This is a genomic window from Paenarthrobacter sp. 4246, assembly GCF_040546855.1.
GTDB lineage: Bacteria > Actinomycetota > Actinomycetes > Actinomycetales > Micrococcaceae > Arthrobacter.
Genome location: NZ_JBEPOP010000011.1, coordinates 107,424 through 121,061 on the forward strand (window position 1 = coordinate 107,424; position 13,638 = coordinate 121,061).

General features: G+C 59.8%; 14 protein-coding genes and 1 pseudogene. 6 read left to right on the forward strand and 9 right to left on the reverse strand.

Annotated features, from left to right (window positions below):
- Position 1: 1 nt before the first annotated feature.
- The 3 genes from ABIE35_RS18780 to ABIE35_RS18790 are packed head-to-tail and all read right to left on the reverse strand — an operon-like array spanning position 2 to position 1,241.
- Positions 2 to 448 (reverse strand): universal stress protein, encoded by a 447-nt coding sequence (locus tag ABIE35_RS18780; RefSeq protein ID WP_354517273.1) that lies wholly within the window; start codon positions 446 to 448, stop codon positions 2 to 4.
- Complete coding sequence (locus ABIE35_RS18785; RefSeq protein WP_354517275.1) at positions 448 to 915, reverse strand: flavodoxin family protein; 468 nt, start codon at positions 913 to 915, stop codon at positions 448 to 450. Before ABIE35_RS18785 ends, ABIE35_RS18780 begins: the two co-directional genes overlap by 1 nt.
- Positions 912 to 1,241 (reverse strand): DUF3040 domain-containing protein, encoded by a 330-nt coding sequence (locus ABIE35_RS18790; RefSeq protein WP_354517277.1) that lies wholly within the window; start codon positions 1,239 to 1,241, stop codon positions 912 to 914. Before ABIE35_RS18790 ends, ABIE35_RS18785 begins: the two co-directional genes overlap by 4 nt.
- Positions 1,242 to 1,367: 126 nt before the next feature.
- On the opposite strand from ABIE35_RS18790, the gene ppsA reads away from it, so the two are divergent.
- From ppsA to ABIE35_RS18805, 3 genes and pseudogenes are all read left to right on the forward strand, one after another.
- On the forward strand, positions 1,368 to 3,779 hold the full coding sequence (gene ppsA, locus ABIE35_RS18795) for a phosphoenolpyruvate synthase (protein WP_354517279.1): 2,412 nt from the start codon (positions 1,368 to 1,370) through the stop codon (positions 3,777 to 3,779).
- Positions 3,780 to 3,870: 91 nt separating this feature from the next.
- Positions 3,871 to 6,611, forward strand: a pseudogene (locus ABIE35_RS18800) (HAD-IA family hydrolase); the annotation flags it as partial.
- A gap of 126 nt (positions 6,612 to 6,737) precedes the next feature.
- The gene (locus tag ABIE35_RS18805) at positions 6,738 to 6,950 is read left to right on the forward strand and encodes a glycosyl hydrolase family 65 domain-containing protein (RefSeq protein WP_354517381.1); all 213 of its coding nucleotides are present in this window, start codon (positions 6,738 to 6,740) and stop codon (positions 6,948 to 6,950) included.
- A gap of 437 nt (positions 6,951 to 7,387) precedes the next feature.
- Here the strand turns inward: ABIE35_RS18805 and ABIE35_RS18810 are convergent, their stop codons facing one another.
- The 5 genes from ABIE35_RS18810 to ABIE35_RS18830 all read right to left on the reverse strand — a co-directional run bounded on the left by ABIE35_RS18810 (position 7,388) and on the right by ABIE35_RS18830 (position 10,294).
- The gene (locus tag ABIE35_RS18810) at positions 7,388 to 7,678 is read right to left on the reverse strand and encodes a hypothetical protein (RefSeq protein WP_354517281.1); all 291 of its coding nucleotides are present in this window, start codon (positions 7,676 to 7,678) and stop codon (positions 7,388 to 7,390) included.
- Positions 7,675 to 8,163, reverse strand: a complete 489-nt coding sequence (locus ABIE35_RS18815) for a VOC family protein (protein ID WP_354517282.1) — start codon at positions 8,161 to 8,163, stop codon at positions 7,675 to 7,677. Before ABIE35_RS18815 ends, ABIE35_RS18810 begins: the two co-directional genes overlap by 4 nt.
- Positions 8,164 to 8,253: 90 nt before the next feature.
- Positions 8,254 to 8,604: a YciI family protein gene (locus ABIE35_RS18820; RefSeq protein ID WP_354517284.1), complete on the reverse strand. Its 351-nt coding sequence runs from the start codon at positions 8,602 to 8,604 to the stop codon at positions 8,254 to 8,256.
- Positions 8,605 to 8,636: 32 nt separating this feature from the next.
- Positions 8,637 to 8,993 (reverse strand): YciI family protein, encoded by a 357-nt coding sequence (locus ABIE35_RS18825; RefSeq protein WP_354517286.1) that lies wholly within the window; start codon positions 8,991 to 8,993, stop codon positions 8,637 to 8,639.
- On the reverse strand, positions 8,990 to 10,294 hold the full coding sequence (locus ABIE35_RS18830) for an RNA polymerase sigma factor (RefSeq protein WP_354517382.1): 1,305 nt from the start codon (positions 10,292 to 10,294) through the stop codon (positions 8,990 to 8,992). Before ABIE35_RS18830 ends, ABIE35_RS18825 begins: the two co-directional genes overlap by 4 nt.
- 712 nt (positions 10,295 to 11,006) lie before the next feature.
- On the opposite strand from ABIE35_RS18830, the gene ABIE35_RS18835 reads away from it, so the two are divergent.
- Positions 11,007 to 11,264, forward strand: a complete 258-nt coding sequence (locus ABIE35_RS18835) for a YegP family protein (RefSeq protein ID WP_354517288.1) — start codon at positions 11,007 to 11,009, stop codon at positions 11,262 to 11,264.
- 242 nt (positions 11,265 to 11,506) lie between these two features.
- Here the strand turns inward: ABIE35_RS18835 and ABIE35_RS18840 are convergent, their stop codons facing one another.
- A complete protein-coding gene (locus ABIE35_RS18840; protein WP_354517290.1) occupies positions 11,507 to 12,520 on the reverse strand; it encodes a zinc-dependent alcohol dehydrogenase family protein in 1,014 nt (337 codons plus the stop codon).
- A 205-nt stretch (positions 12,521 to 12,725) separates the two neighbouring features.
- On the opposite strand from ABIE35_RS18840, the gene ABIE35_RS18845 reads away from it, so the two are divergent.
- Both ABIE35_RS18845 and ABIE35_RS18850 read left to right on the forward strand, forming a co-directional pair.
- Complete coding sequence (locus ABIE35_RS18845) at positions 12,726 to 13,172, forward strand: universal stress protein (RefSeq protein ID WP_354517292.1); 447 nt, start codon at positions 12,726 to 12,728, stop codon at positions 13,170 to 13,172.
- A gap of 1 nt (position 13,173) precedes the next feature.
- On the forward strand, positions 13,174 to 13,617 hold the full coding sequence (locus ABIE35_RS18850) for a pyridoxamine 5'-phosphate oxidase family protein (RefSeq protein ID WP_354517293.1): 444 nt from the start codon (positions 13,174 to 13,176) through the stop codon (positions 13,615 to 13,617).
- Positions 13,618 to 13,638: the final 21 nt, after the last annotated feature.

Below are 13,638 nucleotides of genomic sequence, written 5' to 3' on the forward strand. Positions count from 1 at the left end.
CTCATTGACCCTTTTCGGGGGAGTGGACCACCAGAACCGGGCAGTGCGCGTGCGCGACGCAGGCCGAACTCACCGAACCCAGGAGGAGTCCGCCAAATCCACCGTGACCGCGCCGGCCTACTACAAGTAGGGACGCATGTTTGCTGCCTTCAACAAGCCCCGCCCGGGGCGAACGTTGAACGAGGCGGGAACTGACGTTCCGGGGCTTCTCAGTACCGAAAGCCTCGACCACTGCCTTGTCGAGTCGTTCCTCGGCATCATGGGCAAAGCCGTCGATACCCATGGCCAGGTATCCCTCATATCCCAGTGGCATCTCCCAGCACCCCCACGCTTCAAGTGGTGCGTTGAGCGCCAGGGCAATGCGCTGTCCTTGCCGAAGTGCCTCCACCGATGCTTCGGACCCGTCGACGCCAACAATGATCTTGCTCGGATCAAGCCACCCGGCCATCACGCACTCCTCTTGGTTCCATAGGCTTTGGCATTGGCCAGGAGTTCTTCAGCCCACGCAGCTGCACGGGAGGTCTCTCCCTCAAGCAAGGGCCCCTCAGTTCCTTTCACGTAGAAGGCCATGGGTTTGGCAACGATGCTGGCTCCGGCGTCTTTCAGGGTTTTCGTGATCTTCTTTGCCGCGTCACCGTGGATGAATAACTTGACCCTTGTATCAAAGCCGGCAGCAACCACTCCGGAAAGCCCACGGCTGCCAAGACTGGACAGGGCCTCCATGGTCTTCTGTGTGGGACGCCAACCATTGATGGGGCTTCCCACCACCAAAAGGTCACCGACGGAGATATCTTCAGATCGGAGCTGTCCGACGGGCAACACTTTCGCGTTGAGCGAGCTGAGGCCTTGTGCAATGGCCTCAGCGATCGACTTCGTGTTGCCAAAGCCGGAATCATAAACGACGAGTGCTTTCATGACTGTTCCTTCTTGTTCTCGTGGGCGTTTGTCCGGGAACGCGGCTTCCCGCGAAGGGGGCGCTCCCCTATAAAAACGGTTGCCAAGTACGTTCCTCCACCCATGATGAGGAAACCCAGCACACCCAGTGCCAGACTGCCCAATGGGAAACTCACCAGCAGCAATCCGAGCCCGGCGAGCGCAGCGAGGACGCCTCGCTTGATGCCCTTCCAACGGCGCCGATTCAGGTCGTCCAAGCTCATCAGTGCCGCCAGCCTGGGGTCATCCTCCTGAAAGGCTTTTGATATTTTCTCCAGTTCGAGCCGTTCGAACTCCGAAAGCGCCATGGTGTGCCTCCTGCCTTCCCTCCCAGCATGTGTGGTGCCGGGATCAGGAAACAGGGCCGAAAGTCACTCCAGGGTTCGGGACCAAAGACTCTGCCCTCTCTGTCCCGCCCCGCCCAGAATCAAGGCATGCAGCCAGCCAGCGAAGAGTCACATGTCAAATGGTTTGAGGACATCGGAATGGGGGATGTCGCCGAAGTGGGCGGTAAGAATGCATCACTGGGTGAACTCACCACATCGTTGCGCTCAGCAGGGGTTAAGGTGCCCGACGGCTTCGCAACGACGTCCGGGGCGTACAGGAAGTTTTTGGCTGCCAACGGACTCGAATCTGTCATCAGTGATTCCATCAGTGAACTCAGGGCAGGCAGGTTGTCCCTCCGTGAGACGGGACACGCCATCCGCGAGTCGATGTTGGCCGGGGACTTTCCGGCCGGGCTTATCGAGAGCATCAGGCAGAACTATCGGCACCTGGGTGAACGGGCGGGTCAGGAGCGGTTGGCAGTGGCTGTTCGCAGCAGCGCAACGGCCGAGGACCTGCCGGATGCCAGCTTTGCCGGGCAGCAGGAAACATTCCTGAATATCTCCGGTGAGAGCGCGCTCCTTGATGCCTGCCGACGTTGTTTTTCCTCACTTTTCACTGATCGCGCCATTAGTTACCGGGAAATCAAAGGCTTTGGACACTTGGACGTGGCACTGTCCATAGGTGTCCAGCGCATGGTTAGATCCGACGTCGGTGCCTCAGGGGTGATGTTCTCCATCGATACGGAGTCGGGCTTTCCCCAGAGCGTCGTCATCAGCGCGGCGTGGGGATTGGGCGAGACCGTTGTTCAGGGAACCATCAACCCGGACAAGTACCAAGTGTTTAAACCGCTGCTGGATAACCCCGCTCTGGTGCCTGTGATCGAGAGATCCCTGGGGTCCAAAGAGCGGAAGATGATTTACCGCCTGGGAGGGACCGTCTCCACCAGGATGGTGGAAACCACCGACAAAGAACGACGTGCCACTGTTCTCCCGGACCTCGACATCATCAAACTCGCGCGGTGGGCCGTGTCCGTGGAAGACCACTACGGACGTCCGATGGACATGGAATGGGCCAAGGACGGCATCACAGGCGAGTTGTTCATGGTTCAGGCGCGACCGGAAACAGTTCAGGCCCAAAAAAGCGGGACGCTCTTCCGCATGTACCATCTGGGACAGGATGGCCGCCTCCTGGCATCCGGTGCCGCGGTGGGGAATTCCATAGCTGTAGGCCCCGTATGCATCATCCGCGATGCCAAGGACATCGAGGCGTTTGTGGATGGGGCCATTTTGGTAACCCGCATGACGGACCCGGACTGGGTTCCGGTGATGAAGCGGGCAGCAGGAATCGTGACTGACCACGGGGGACCTACCAGCCACGCGGCCATAGTGAGCCGCGAACTTGGCGTTCCGGCAGTGGTTGGCACTGGCGACGGAACTGACGCGCTGGCAGGCAGGGAAGTCGTCACGCTCTCGTGCGCCGAAGGAGAAGAAGGACACGTCTATGACGGAAAGCTGGACTTCGACGTAGAAGAGGTGGACACCGGGCGCCTGGCCACAACGCGCACGGACATCATGGTCAACATCGCCAGCCCGGCCGCAGCCTTCACGTGGTGGCGTCTTCCTGCGGCCGGAGTTGGCCTCGCGAGGATGGAATTCATCATCAACAACCTGATCCGTGTTCATCCGATGGCCCTTATCCATCCCGAGTTGGTGATGGATGACGACGAATCCGCTGTTATTGAGCAACTGACCATGGACTACACCAGCCCCGAGGAGTATTTCGTCAGTGTCCTTGCCACAGGCATAGCCAAGATTGCTGCTCCTTTCCATCCGAAACCAGTGGTTGTCCGGCTCAGTGATTTCAAGAGCAACGAGTATGGACATCTCGTAGGAGGCAGCTTCTTCGAACACCCCGAAGAAAACCCCATGCTGGGATTCCGAGGGGCTTCCCGCTACTACAACAAGCACTACCGTGAAGCTTTCGCATTGGAATGCCGGGCCGTGAAACGCGCGCGTGAAGTCATCGGGTTCTCAAACGTCATTGTCATGGTTCCTTTTTGCCGCACAGTGGACGAAGCGGACAAGGTGCTCAATGCGATGTCGGAGAACGGACTTGTGCGTGGAGAGCACGGGCTGCGCATTTACATGATGTGTGAGATCCCTTCCAACGTGGTGCTGGCGGAACAATTCGCCCGCCGTTTTGATGGGTTCTCCATCGGCTCCAATGACTTGACCCAGTTGGTGCTCGGCGTAGACCGTGATTCGGAACAATTGGCGGGGCTCTTCGATGAACGCGATGAAGCCGTGACCACCATGATCTCCGAGGTTATTAGGAAGGCTCATACAGCAGGAATCCGGATAGGGATTTGTGGTCAAGGTCCAAGCAACCATCCGGACTTTCCGGAGTTCCTTGTTCGAGAAGGCATTGACTCGATTTCACTGAACCCCGATACCTTCATCCGGACGGTACCCTTGATAGCTGCTGCAGAAAAGCACTTCAAACGGCCGGACCCAGCGTAGAGCCATGAAGGGATCACCCACGGCGGCTGCGGCGAGACCCCCGTACGACGCGGTCATCTTTGATCTGGATGGAGTTGTCACCCGGACAGCCATGGTGCATCAGCTGGCGTGGCGGGACGCTTACGAGGCGATTGTGGGTGATCCCAGATTTCCCAAGCTCAAGCCCACGCGGCCGTTTACTTCAGACGACTATCTTTCCCTGGTGGACGGCAAACCCCGCGAAGCCGGGCTGATGAACCTATTGGCGTCCCGAGGAGTCGTGGTTGAACTCGGCGAACAGAGCGACGCAACCGGTGACTGGACCGCCTACGGGCTAGGGGCGCTGAAGAACAAGGCTTACCTCGCCCGTCTAAAGAAGGACGGCGTCCAGGCATACCCTGGAACGCTGGAACTGCTGGACAGCCTGCAAGCGGCTGGCGTTCCAGCCGGAGTGGTCACCTCCAGCCGCAACGCCACACCTGTACTTGCCGCAGCAGGATTGACGGAAACCTTCGCCGCGGTGGTGGATGGCACCGTCGCCTCAAAATTGGGGCTCCCCGGCAAACCTGAACCGGATGTATTCCTTGAGGCTGCCAGGCGCCTGGGGGTCTCACCGGGACGCGCCGTGGTCATTGAAGACTCGGTGGCGGGGGTGACATCAGCCCGTCGCGGAGGTTTCGGGCTTGTGGTGGGCATCGACCGGCAGGGGACCCGCCGGCAACTCGAAACAGCTGGCGCGCACGTGGTCCTCAACGATGTGGGCGAGCTGGACCTGGGCCTGGTCATGAGCGATCCCTGGCAGCTCACTTACGAAGGTACAGCGCCGGAGCATGAGGGGCACCGTGAAGCCTTAACGACGCTGGGCAACGGATACATGGGTGTTCGCGGGGCCGTTTCCGAGGGCGGCCGGGAGTCGCGATATGCCGGCATGTACCTGGCTGGCGTCTATAACAGGGTAGCCGCCCGGATGAACGGGGAGACTGTTATCGAAGAGCACATGGTCAACGCGCCCAACTGCCTTCCCTTTGACCTACGCCTGGAGAACGGCACATGGTGGTCGGAGGGCGGCTTGCGCTTGGTGGAGGAGCGGCGGACCTTGGATATGGGACAGGCACTGTTAATTCGTCATGTTCTCTTGGAGTCTGGGGACGGTCGGCGTCTGGACGTCGTCGAAAGGCGTCTGGTGTCCATGGCGGAGCCGCACGTGCTGGCTGTCGAGACCCTCTTGACGCCGCTGGGCTGGAACGGAACAGTTTCGGTGCGGGCCGGTGTCGACGCCGGTACCAGGAACGCGAACCTGCCAGAACCGGCCATGGGAACCCGCGTCCACCTGCGCGACAAGACGACAGGAATCCAAGGCGGACCCAGCTGCGAGCTTCTGGTCGAAGCTGAAACCAGCCAGAGCCAGATTCGTGTGGCCATCGCCTTCCATGCAGATGCTGCAGGCAATGCCGGGTCGCCTGGAAGCGTCAAGGCATTCCACTTCCTCACGTTTGACGTTGCTTGCACTGATGGTGCGGCAACCGCCTTCACCAAGGTTGCCGCCGTCGTGACATCCCGCGATAAGCCCATATCATCCCCGGGTTCGGCCGCTTCGGCCGTTCTTGCGCGCGTTGGCACAAACTTTGAAGCCCTGCTCAGTTCCCACGTGGCCGCGTGGAAGCGTTCCCTTCGGCCGTTCCTAGTGGAACTCGACTCTTCCACACAGGTCCAATTGGTCATGAACCTTCATCTTTTCCACCTCCTGCAGACCCTGACGCGCCATACGGCGGAGCTCGACGCCGGTGTCCCGGCCAGGGGACTGCACGGCGAGGGATATCGGGGGCATGTCTTTTGGGACGAGCTCTTCGTCCTGCCCGTACTTACGGCCAGAACCCCCGAGGTGGCCCGGGCTCTGATTGAATACCGGTGGCGGCGGCTCCCCGCAGCAAGACAAGCGGCGTCCAGGCTTGGATTGCCCGGAGCAATGTTCCCGTGGCAAAGTGCCAGCGACGGCGGCGAAGAAACTCCGCATTGGCTCTACAACGCCAGATCGGGGGCTGGGTGCCGGACCATTCCAGAATGCAGCGGCACGTGGGGCTCGCGGTTGCCCTCAACGTCTGGGAGTACTTTGAAGCCACTGGTGACAAAGCTTGGTTCTTGCACAAGGGAGCAGAACTCGTTGTGGAGGTGGCACGCTTCTTTGCTGCCATGGCGGCGTATGACCACAACGATCACCGCTTCCACCTGAAAGGCGTTGTGGGCCCGGATGAGTATCACACCCGCCGTCCAGGGGAGCCCGATCCGGGCCTGGATGACAACGCCTACACCAACGTCATGGCGGCATGGACCTGCGAACGCGCTGCAGAGATTCACGGGATGCTGAAAGGCCATGAGTTAGCCGACCTCACGGAGCGTTTGAGCATCACGGCTAATGAAGTGTCGTTGTGGAAGCGGGTGTCCCGGAGGATGTTTGTACCGTTCCACACCGATGGTGTCATCAGCCAGTTTCATGGGTACGACTCCCTTGAAGAACTTGACTGGGACAAGTACCGCCAACTGTACGAGAACATTGAGCGGCTGGATCTCATCCTTGAAGCGGAGGGCGACGACGTCAACCGTTACAAGCTCGCGAAGCAGGCCGATGTGTTGATGTTGCCATATCTGCTGGGCCGTGAGGGGCTTCGTGAGTTCATGATGAGGCTTGGTTACACCGTGACGAACGAGCAACTGGACCGGACCGTTGAGTACTACTTGGCCAGGACAGCCCACGGTTCAACCCTGAGCCGCGTTGCCCACGCCTCTGTCCTGGCTTCCTTGGACCCGGATCGGGCTTGGGATAGCTTTCGGGAGGCGTTGGACGCAGATCTCGACGATACGCAGCACGGGACAACCAAAGCGGGCATTCACCTGGGTGCCATGGCCGGTTCCATAGACGTTGTACAAAGGAGCTTTGCCGGTTTGAAGTTGGGGCGGGATGGTTTGTCTTTCACGCCGTCCATGCCGAGGGGATTGCGCGCGGTTACCTTTCATGTGAAGTACAAGGGACATTCGTTGAAGATCCAGCTGAAGGACGGTCGCCTCCGCGTATTTTCCGCGGATGGCGATGCCGCTCCCATTTCTCTTCGGATGGAAGGGCAGGCTGTCATGTTGGCCCCCGGGGAGACCAGGAGTTTCAGGATGAAGCCTGGCCAGGAGGCGCGCCGGTCATGAGGCGCTTGGGGATTCTTACAAGTGGTGGTGACTGCCCGGGTGTTGACTCCTCGGGTCGATCGATCTTCGCTCGGCGGTCCTCCATCCGAGGGTCAACTCAACGGGCTTCCCGCGGGATGAGCGGCTTGGTGATTCTTCATGTTGAAGCGAACTCAAACATATCAACCAAGCCACAATCCACACCTTGGTCAACGTAGATTGGATACGTAAAGGGGCAAGCCCCTGCGCCCTGTTAGTGACTCGGGCACCGAAAAATCCCACCTGCTTGTGGGCTGGGCGGCCCCGGAGGCGAAAAGGTCTTCCGGGCAAATACGCCCTCGCCACCGTCTCTTGAACGAACTCGTTGAGTCTGCAAATGATAAAGCCCTGGCAAAGAGCATCTCCAGCTGGTTTGCTGACCGAAGTGGCAAGCTGCGTCGAGAGCATGCGACATCTCGCTAGTTAGTAAACGAAGATCGGACTCCGCCTGTGGAGCAGCACTCCCAGAGAGCTGTGCTGTTGTATGTTCCGCCCAGCCAGGATCCAAGTTCGCAATAGTTGTTCGTGTTTCCGTTCAGAGCCGGAAGCGACGCCCTCACTTTGCTTGAGCTGGTGCTGTAGATGTTGTAGGCGTACGGGGTGCCGTTGCAGTTTGCGTACGCGGCTTGGGCGGGAGCTGCGGCGCCCGCTGCTGAGAGCCCGGCCGCGATAAGAAGGGCCGCGACGGCGGCACGCAAAGTGCGGATCATGAGTGGTATGCCTTACTAGCCTCGAAGGTAGCTTCGCTGGGGCCTGATGGCAGAGTCTCGAGACCAGTATCGGCCTTGTCGGTTTGGGATGCTTCGTAGCCGATGAGCCAGCGAACTCCGAACCTGTCGATGATTTGTCCGTCGTAGGCACCCCAGCTGCGTTTTTGCAGCGGATCGAGAACGGATCCGCCGCCTTGGGCGATGGTAGCGAACCACTGCGTGAGAGTAGAGGCGTCGGCCGTGCCGAGCAAGGCGATGCTGACCCCTGTCATCGAAACGGATTCTTCACCATCGGAGGTGTCTGTGGCGTATAAGTTCACTGGTCCGGAAAGCTCGCCGTGTGCGATGGCGGCTGGCGGCCCATCGGTGCGGCCGAACTCCTCGAAGGTGTGCAGGGTCAGTTCTCCGCCGAAGGTTTCATGGTAAAACCTGAGCGCCTCTGCGGCGTTGCCTGGAAACCACAAGTACAGCGTCTGGGTCGTCATGGTCATATTCTCCTGTCACGTGTAGCCGCGGTTCTGGCGGCCAAGTCATCTATGCAACGAAAGGCGAAGACAGATTTCGACAGGATTTCCTCAAGTGCCGGCGATGACGCCGCCGCTGTGCACCGGACGGACCTCCACACCACCACCTGTGAGGATGGCCGGATCTTTGCTGGCCAAGTTCATTGCTTCGTCGATGTCGGCCGCGTTCAGGATGTAGAACCCTGCAACCACGTCACTACCCGGAGCGTATGGCCCGTCTGCGTTGCCGGCCTCACGGATCGTGCGAGCATGGTCCCGCGGCGTGAGGGCATAGGCGATGTGCATGCGTCCGGTGGCGACGAGGGACTCGAAGTGCTCGTCGCACTCCTTGAGTTCCTCTTTCGTGGCGGTGGGCGCGTGCAGGGAGTCGTTTGCGTAGATGAGTACTGCGAATTCAGGCATGCGTTCCTCTCTGGCTGATAGCCGGGGGATTGTCAGTTTTTGTCCCAGGGAAGTGCTACGACAGGAAGTATGTATATTCGGCCGTTCACCGCGGTGGGGTGCTTGGCCATGTAGGCTGCTGCGTCGTTGATCGATTCCGCGGTGATCATGTCATAGCCGGCAAACCATTCCTTGAATTCGGGGAATGGGCCGTCAGTAATGACCACGTGGCCGTTTCTGATGGCAACCGATTTGGCTTCGTCAGGGCCTGCGACGGGCGCTCCGTCGTGCAGTCTCCCCGTTGCGTTTCCTTCTTCTGCCCATTTATCGAGCAGACGCTGATCATCCGTGTGGGGCAGCGGAGTGCCGGTCGGGTCGCTCATGTGGATAACGAGGTATTGATTACTCATGCTGTCTCTCCATTCGTTGTCATCCCCGGTGTCCCGGGCACAGGTGTTGGTGCGAGCTGGTCGCGACGACGGATAAGGTGGGCGATCTCCGCGGTATTGGTTGCCAGGGCGATGGCGCGGTCGTATGCGGTCCGGGATTCGGTTGGTTTAAGGGTGTGTAACAGCTCTGCTCGGGTGGCGTGGAAGGCGTGGTAGCCGTCGAGCCTGACTTTGAGGCTGTCCACGATGGTTAGGGCGACCTCGGGTGAATTGAGTTCTGAGATCGCGATGGCCTTGTTCAGGGTCACGATGGGCCCTGGATCCAGGCGTTCGAGCTGGTTGTAGAGGTCAACGATCTGAGACCAGTCGGTGTTGTCGGCATTTGGGGCGGTGTCGTGAACAGCATTGATCTCCGCTGTCAGCAGGTACCGTCCTGGTGGCGTTTGTTTGAGTTGGAGTGACTTTTGTGTTTGACCGATGATGGCCAGGCCCTCAGCGATGAGGTTCCGATCCCAGGATCCGCGGTCTTGGGCATCCAGCCGTACGAGGTCCCCTTCGATGGACAGGCGCGCGGGCGTGCGGGCCTCAGTGAGGAGCATTAGTGCCAGGAGACCTGCTACTTCGCCTTCCTCTGGCAGCAGGGCATGGACAAGGCGGGTAAGCCGGATCGCTTCGCCAGTGAGCTCGCGTCGAATCGGAGGCGTGTCTGGTGCCGAAGCGAAGTAGCCCTCGTTGAATATCAGGTACAGCACGGCCAGCACCCCGTCGATCCTGGCCGGCAGGTCTTCTGCCACGGGGATACGGTACGGGATGCGGGAAGTTCTAATCTTTTCTTTGGCACGGCTGATTCGCTGGCCCATCGTTGTTTCCCGTACCAGGAATGCGTGTGCGATTTCCGGGACGGTGAGGCCACCGATGATACGAAGAGTGAGGGCCACCCGTGCGTCTAAGGGAAGCGCGGGGTGGCAGCAACTGAAAACCAACCGCAGTCGATCGTCTTCGAGCACGCCCAATGGTGAGGGAGGTTCTGGGTCGTTGATCAGAAACGCCTGCACGTGCTTTGCTTCGCGTCGGGCCTCACGGCGGAACCAATCGATAGCCTTTCGGTTCGCTGTGGTGGTGATCCATCCGCCCGGATTCGGAGGAACTCCTTCCGTTTTCCATCGCTCGAACGCTGCGGCGAAGGCTTCCGCAGCCATCTCCTCGGCGATATCCAAGTCACCGAATCGGCGGACCAGGCCGGCGACAATCCGCGCCCACTCCTCTCGATGCGTGCGTGAGATCGCCTCCTCAGCCGCCGTTACAGCATTTTTCGCATGCATCACGGCGCTAACCCCAACTGCAGGACTCCTGGTCCGACTCTGAGTACGTGGTGCTCTATTCTTCGCAGCTGTGTGTCTGGCCCGATGATTGGAATCCTGTAAAGCCGCATGTCTGCCCAGTCTCTCCCTATGGTTCGTTAGTGCGTTGACGTGTTCCGGAAGTGCCACGAACGGGATCGCCTTGATTCGACACTCTTCCTGAAAAAGGTATGGCCAGCAATATCGTCGCAGCACCGACCTACCCAAGCGCCAGCGCGAGATTGACTCTGTGGCCGCATTCTGGGCGCCCTACTACGGCATCACTGAACGCCGTCACCAAGCCATCAATCCAAAGTGGCGCGGAATCCTTAGATCGGAATTCATAAAGGGAGCGCGTTAGCAGTGCACTTCACACCTCGGTGCGGCTCCTAACGGTGGGAGCGTCTCACCTGATCTCCCACGCCCCGGATCGCGGCTGTTCCTGTATCGGCGTCGAACAGCCGCTCGAGGATGTCGATGGGTGAGCGTCCCGTATCGGGGCTTAGGCTCCCTAGTGCCAGCATCCGCCGTTGGACGTATTCCCTCCAGCGTCCAAGGTCCCGCAATGGGACCGGGGATCCAAAAGAAGCGGGACTTCCGGCCCTTACGGCCCAACTCTGTCTGCGGGCATGCTGATGGAAGGCATAGGGGGACCGATGATGCCGTGATCAGCAAGTGCAGAAGGGGCGGCCCCATGAATGGGATCTTTGAGCTTTTTACGGACGGCCAGGCCAACGTCAGGTTCCGGCTGGTGGACTCCGAGGGGCGGGAACTCGCAGTCTCGTGCTCTTACGTAGACAAGGACTCCGCGGTGCAGGGCATCTCCCATGTCCGTGAGTGTGCAGGGATGGGTTTGGTCCAGGACCATTGTTCGCCTATGACGTCAGCCGACACGAAGCCCGCAGGAGGCCGGGTTCCTGCGAATGGGCGGATGAGCAGGGCTGCCGAATGAAGATCGAACGCATTCCTGAGAATCCGGATCCGGTCGGACGTCAACGCCCATCTGAGGCGGTTGAGCCAGCGACGGGCAATCAGGGCCGGCAACCACAACGCGGAAGGGTCCGTTCAATCCCACAGAATCCGTTGGTTCAGCAGTTGTTCCGGCTGGGAAAACGCCGCGAGGACGCGGAAGCGAAGCTTGAGAAACGGTTCGCTAAAAGAAAGAAGACCTAAAGCCCAGAGCACGCTGACTCGTCATGAAATCCTCAACACAGCAGCTCCAGTGATTCTGTCACTCGCGAGGTCATCCAACGCCTGGTCAGCTGCCGCGAAGGGGTATGCCGTGGTGGTGGGAATCAATGGCATGTGCGCTGCGAGGGCAAGCAATTCCGTTCCGTCAGCCCGGGTGTTTGCCGTGACGCTGCGGACTTGCTTTTCGTAGAAGAGTTCGTCGGCATAGCTCATCGAGGGGATGTCGGAGAGGTGGATGCCGGCGACCGCAAGAGTTCCGCCCCTGTCCAATGCCCTCATCGCGACAGGTACCAGGTCACCGACCGGTGCGAAAAGAATGGCTGAGTCCAGCTTCACGGGGGGAGCGTCGAATGCGCCGCCGACGTATTCCGCCCCCAGGCTTCGGGCCAAAACCTGGGCCTCTTCGGATCGTGTCATGACGAAGACCGACGCGCCTGAATGGATTGCGATTTGCGCGGTCAAGTGGGCTGAGCCTCCGAACCCGTAGATGCCCAAGCGGCCGCCGGGGGGAAGGGCAGCCCGTTTCAGGGCACGGTAGCCAATGATTCCCGAGCAAAGGAGCGGCGCAGCCTCCTCATCGCTGAATTGGGGAGGAATGGCGTAGGCGAAGTCCTCCCTGACCGTCATCATTTCCGCGAAGCCGCCGTCCCGGTCCCAGCCCGTGAAAACCGGTCTGCTGCACAGGTTCTCGGCGTCGCGCCGACAATAGCGGCATACCCCGCAGGTGCCGCCGAGCCATGCCACGCCCACCCTGTCGCCTGATTTGAATCTGCCGGCACGGGGGCCTGATTCCACGACGATTCCCACAGCTTCATGACCTGGAACAATCCGGGAATGACGCGGAGGAAGGTCACCTTCAACCAGATGCAGGTCCGTGCGACAGACCCCACACACATTGACCTTGACCAGCAATTCGCCCTCGTCAGGTATCGGCACGTGCTTGGTCCCTTGCTCCAGCGGGTGAGTCGAAGTGATTCCTGGCCTTCCCACCCACCACGCCTTCATCATGTTTGCCATGCAATGAGCGTGATGGAGATGTGATCCGGCAGCAAGAGTCAAAGGTCCTGCAGAAAAGGGAGTGGGGAGCCTGCTCATCTCAAACGAGGTTCGGTCCGAAGGCAACGGACACCGGGGTCTCCACTGTGACCTTCGGCCCTGTTCGATGCTGTCTGTTCACGGCATTCTGACAGAAAGGAAAGTCACAAGCGCCAGGAGGACAAAGATGGGCATTGACGGATCACCAGGGAAGATTGTTGTAGGGGTGGATGGTTCGGAGCCGTCCATCGAGGCGCTCCGCGAAGCCCAACGTTTGGCAGTCGCCTTGGGGGCAACAGTGGAGGCGATTGCGTATTGGGATTTTCCGCCGGTCTATGAGGGCTATGTGGCCGTGGGGATCACGGGATTTGAGGAGGCTGCCGGGCAAGTCCTGAAGGTGTCAGTCGAAAAGGCATTCGGCATTGACGTGCCGGACAACGTCACTTCGCATCTGGAACAGGGCCATCCCCGGCAAGGACTGATCAAAGCAAGCCGCGGAGCGGAGATGGTGGTCGTGGGCAGGCGCGGCCATGGCGGATTCGGCGGCCTACTGATGGGATCGGTCAGTTCCGCCTGTGTCGCCCACGCCCATTGTCCGGTTCTTGTGGTGCACACTCCCGAAAAGGAAGCATGAGATGACGGCGCCCGGCCAAGAACCTGTTCGCATAGACGGTGCCCGGCACGTCAGCGAAGAACTCAATGAGGTGCAATGCTGGGAGAGGCTGCGTGGACACGACACAGGGCGAATAGGTTTCGTCCATCACGGCAGAGTGATGATTTTGCCCGTCAACTATGTGGTTCATGATCATGCCATCTACTTCCGAACCTCGCTCGGAGGTTTGATAGGTGGGCCGGCGGCCCGAATGCAGACGTCTTTCCAGATCGACGATGCCAGGGCTGATCGGAGCGAAGGGTGGTCGGTGCTGGTTAGCGGGTCCTCATCCCATGTGGTTGACCGGGAGTTACTCACACGCCTATGGGGCCATATGACGGTAGAACCGTGGGCCGGTGGGGACCGAGGCCTCTTCATCTGTATCCAACCCACCATCATGACAGGCAAGCACGTTCATCTCGCCTAGCTGGCATCGGAAAGTGTGGGC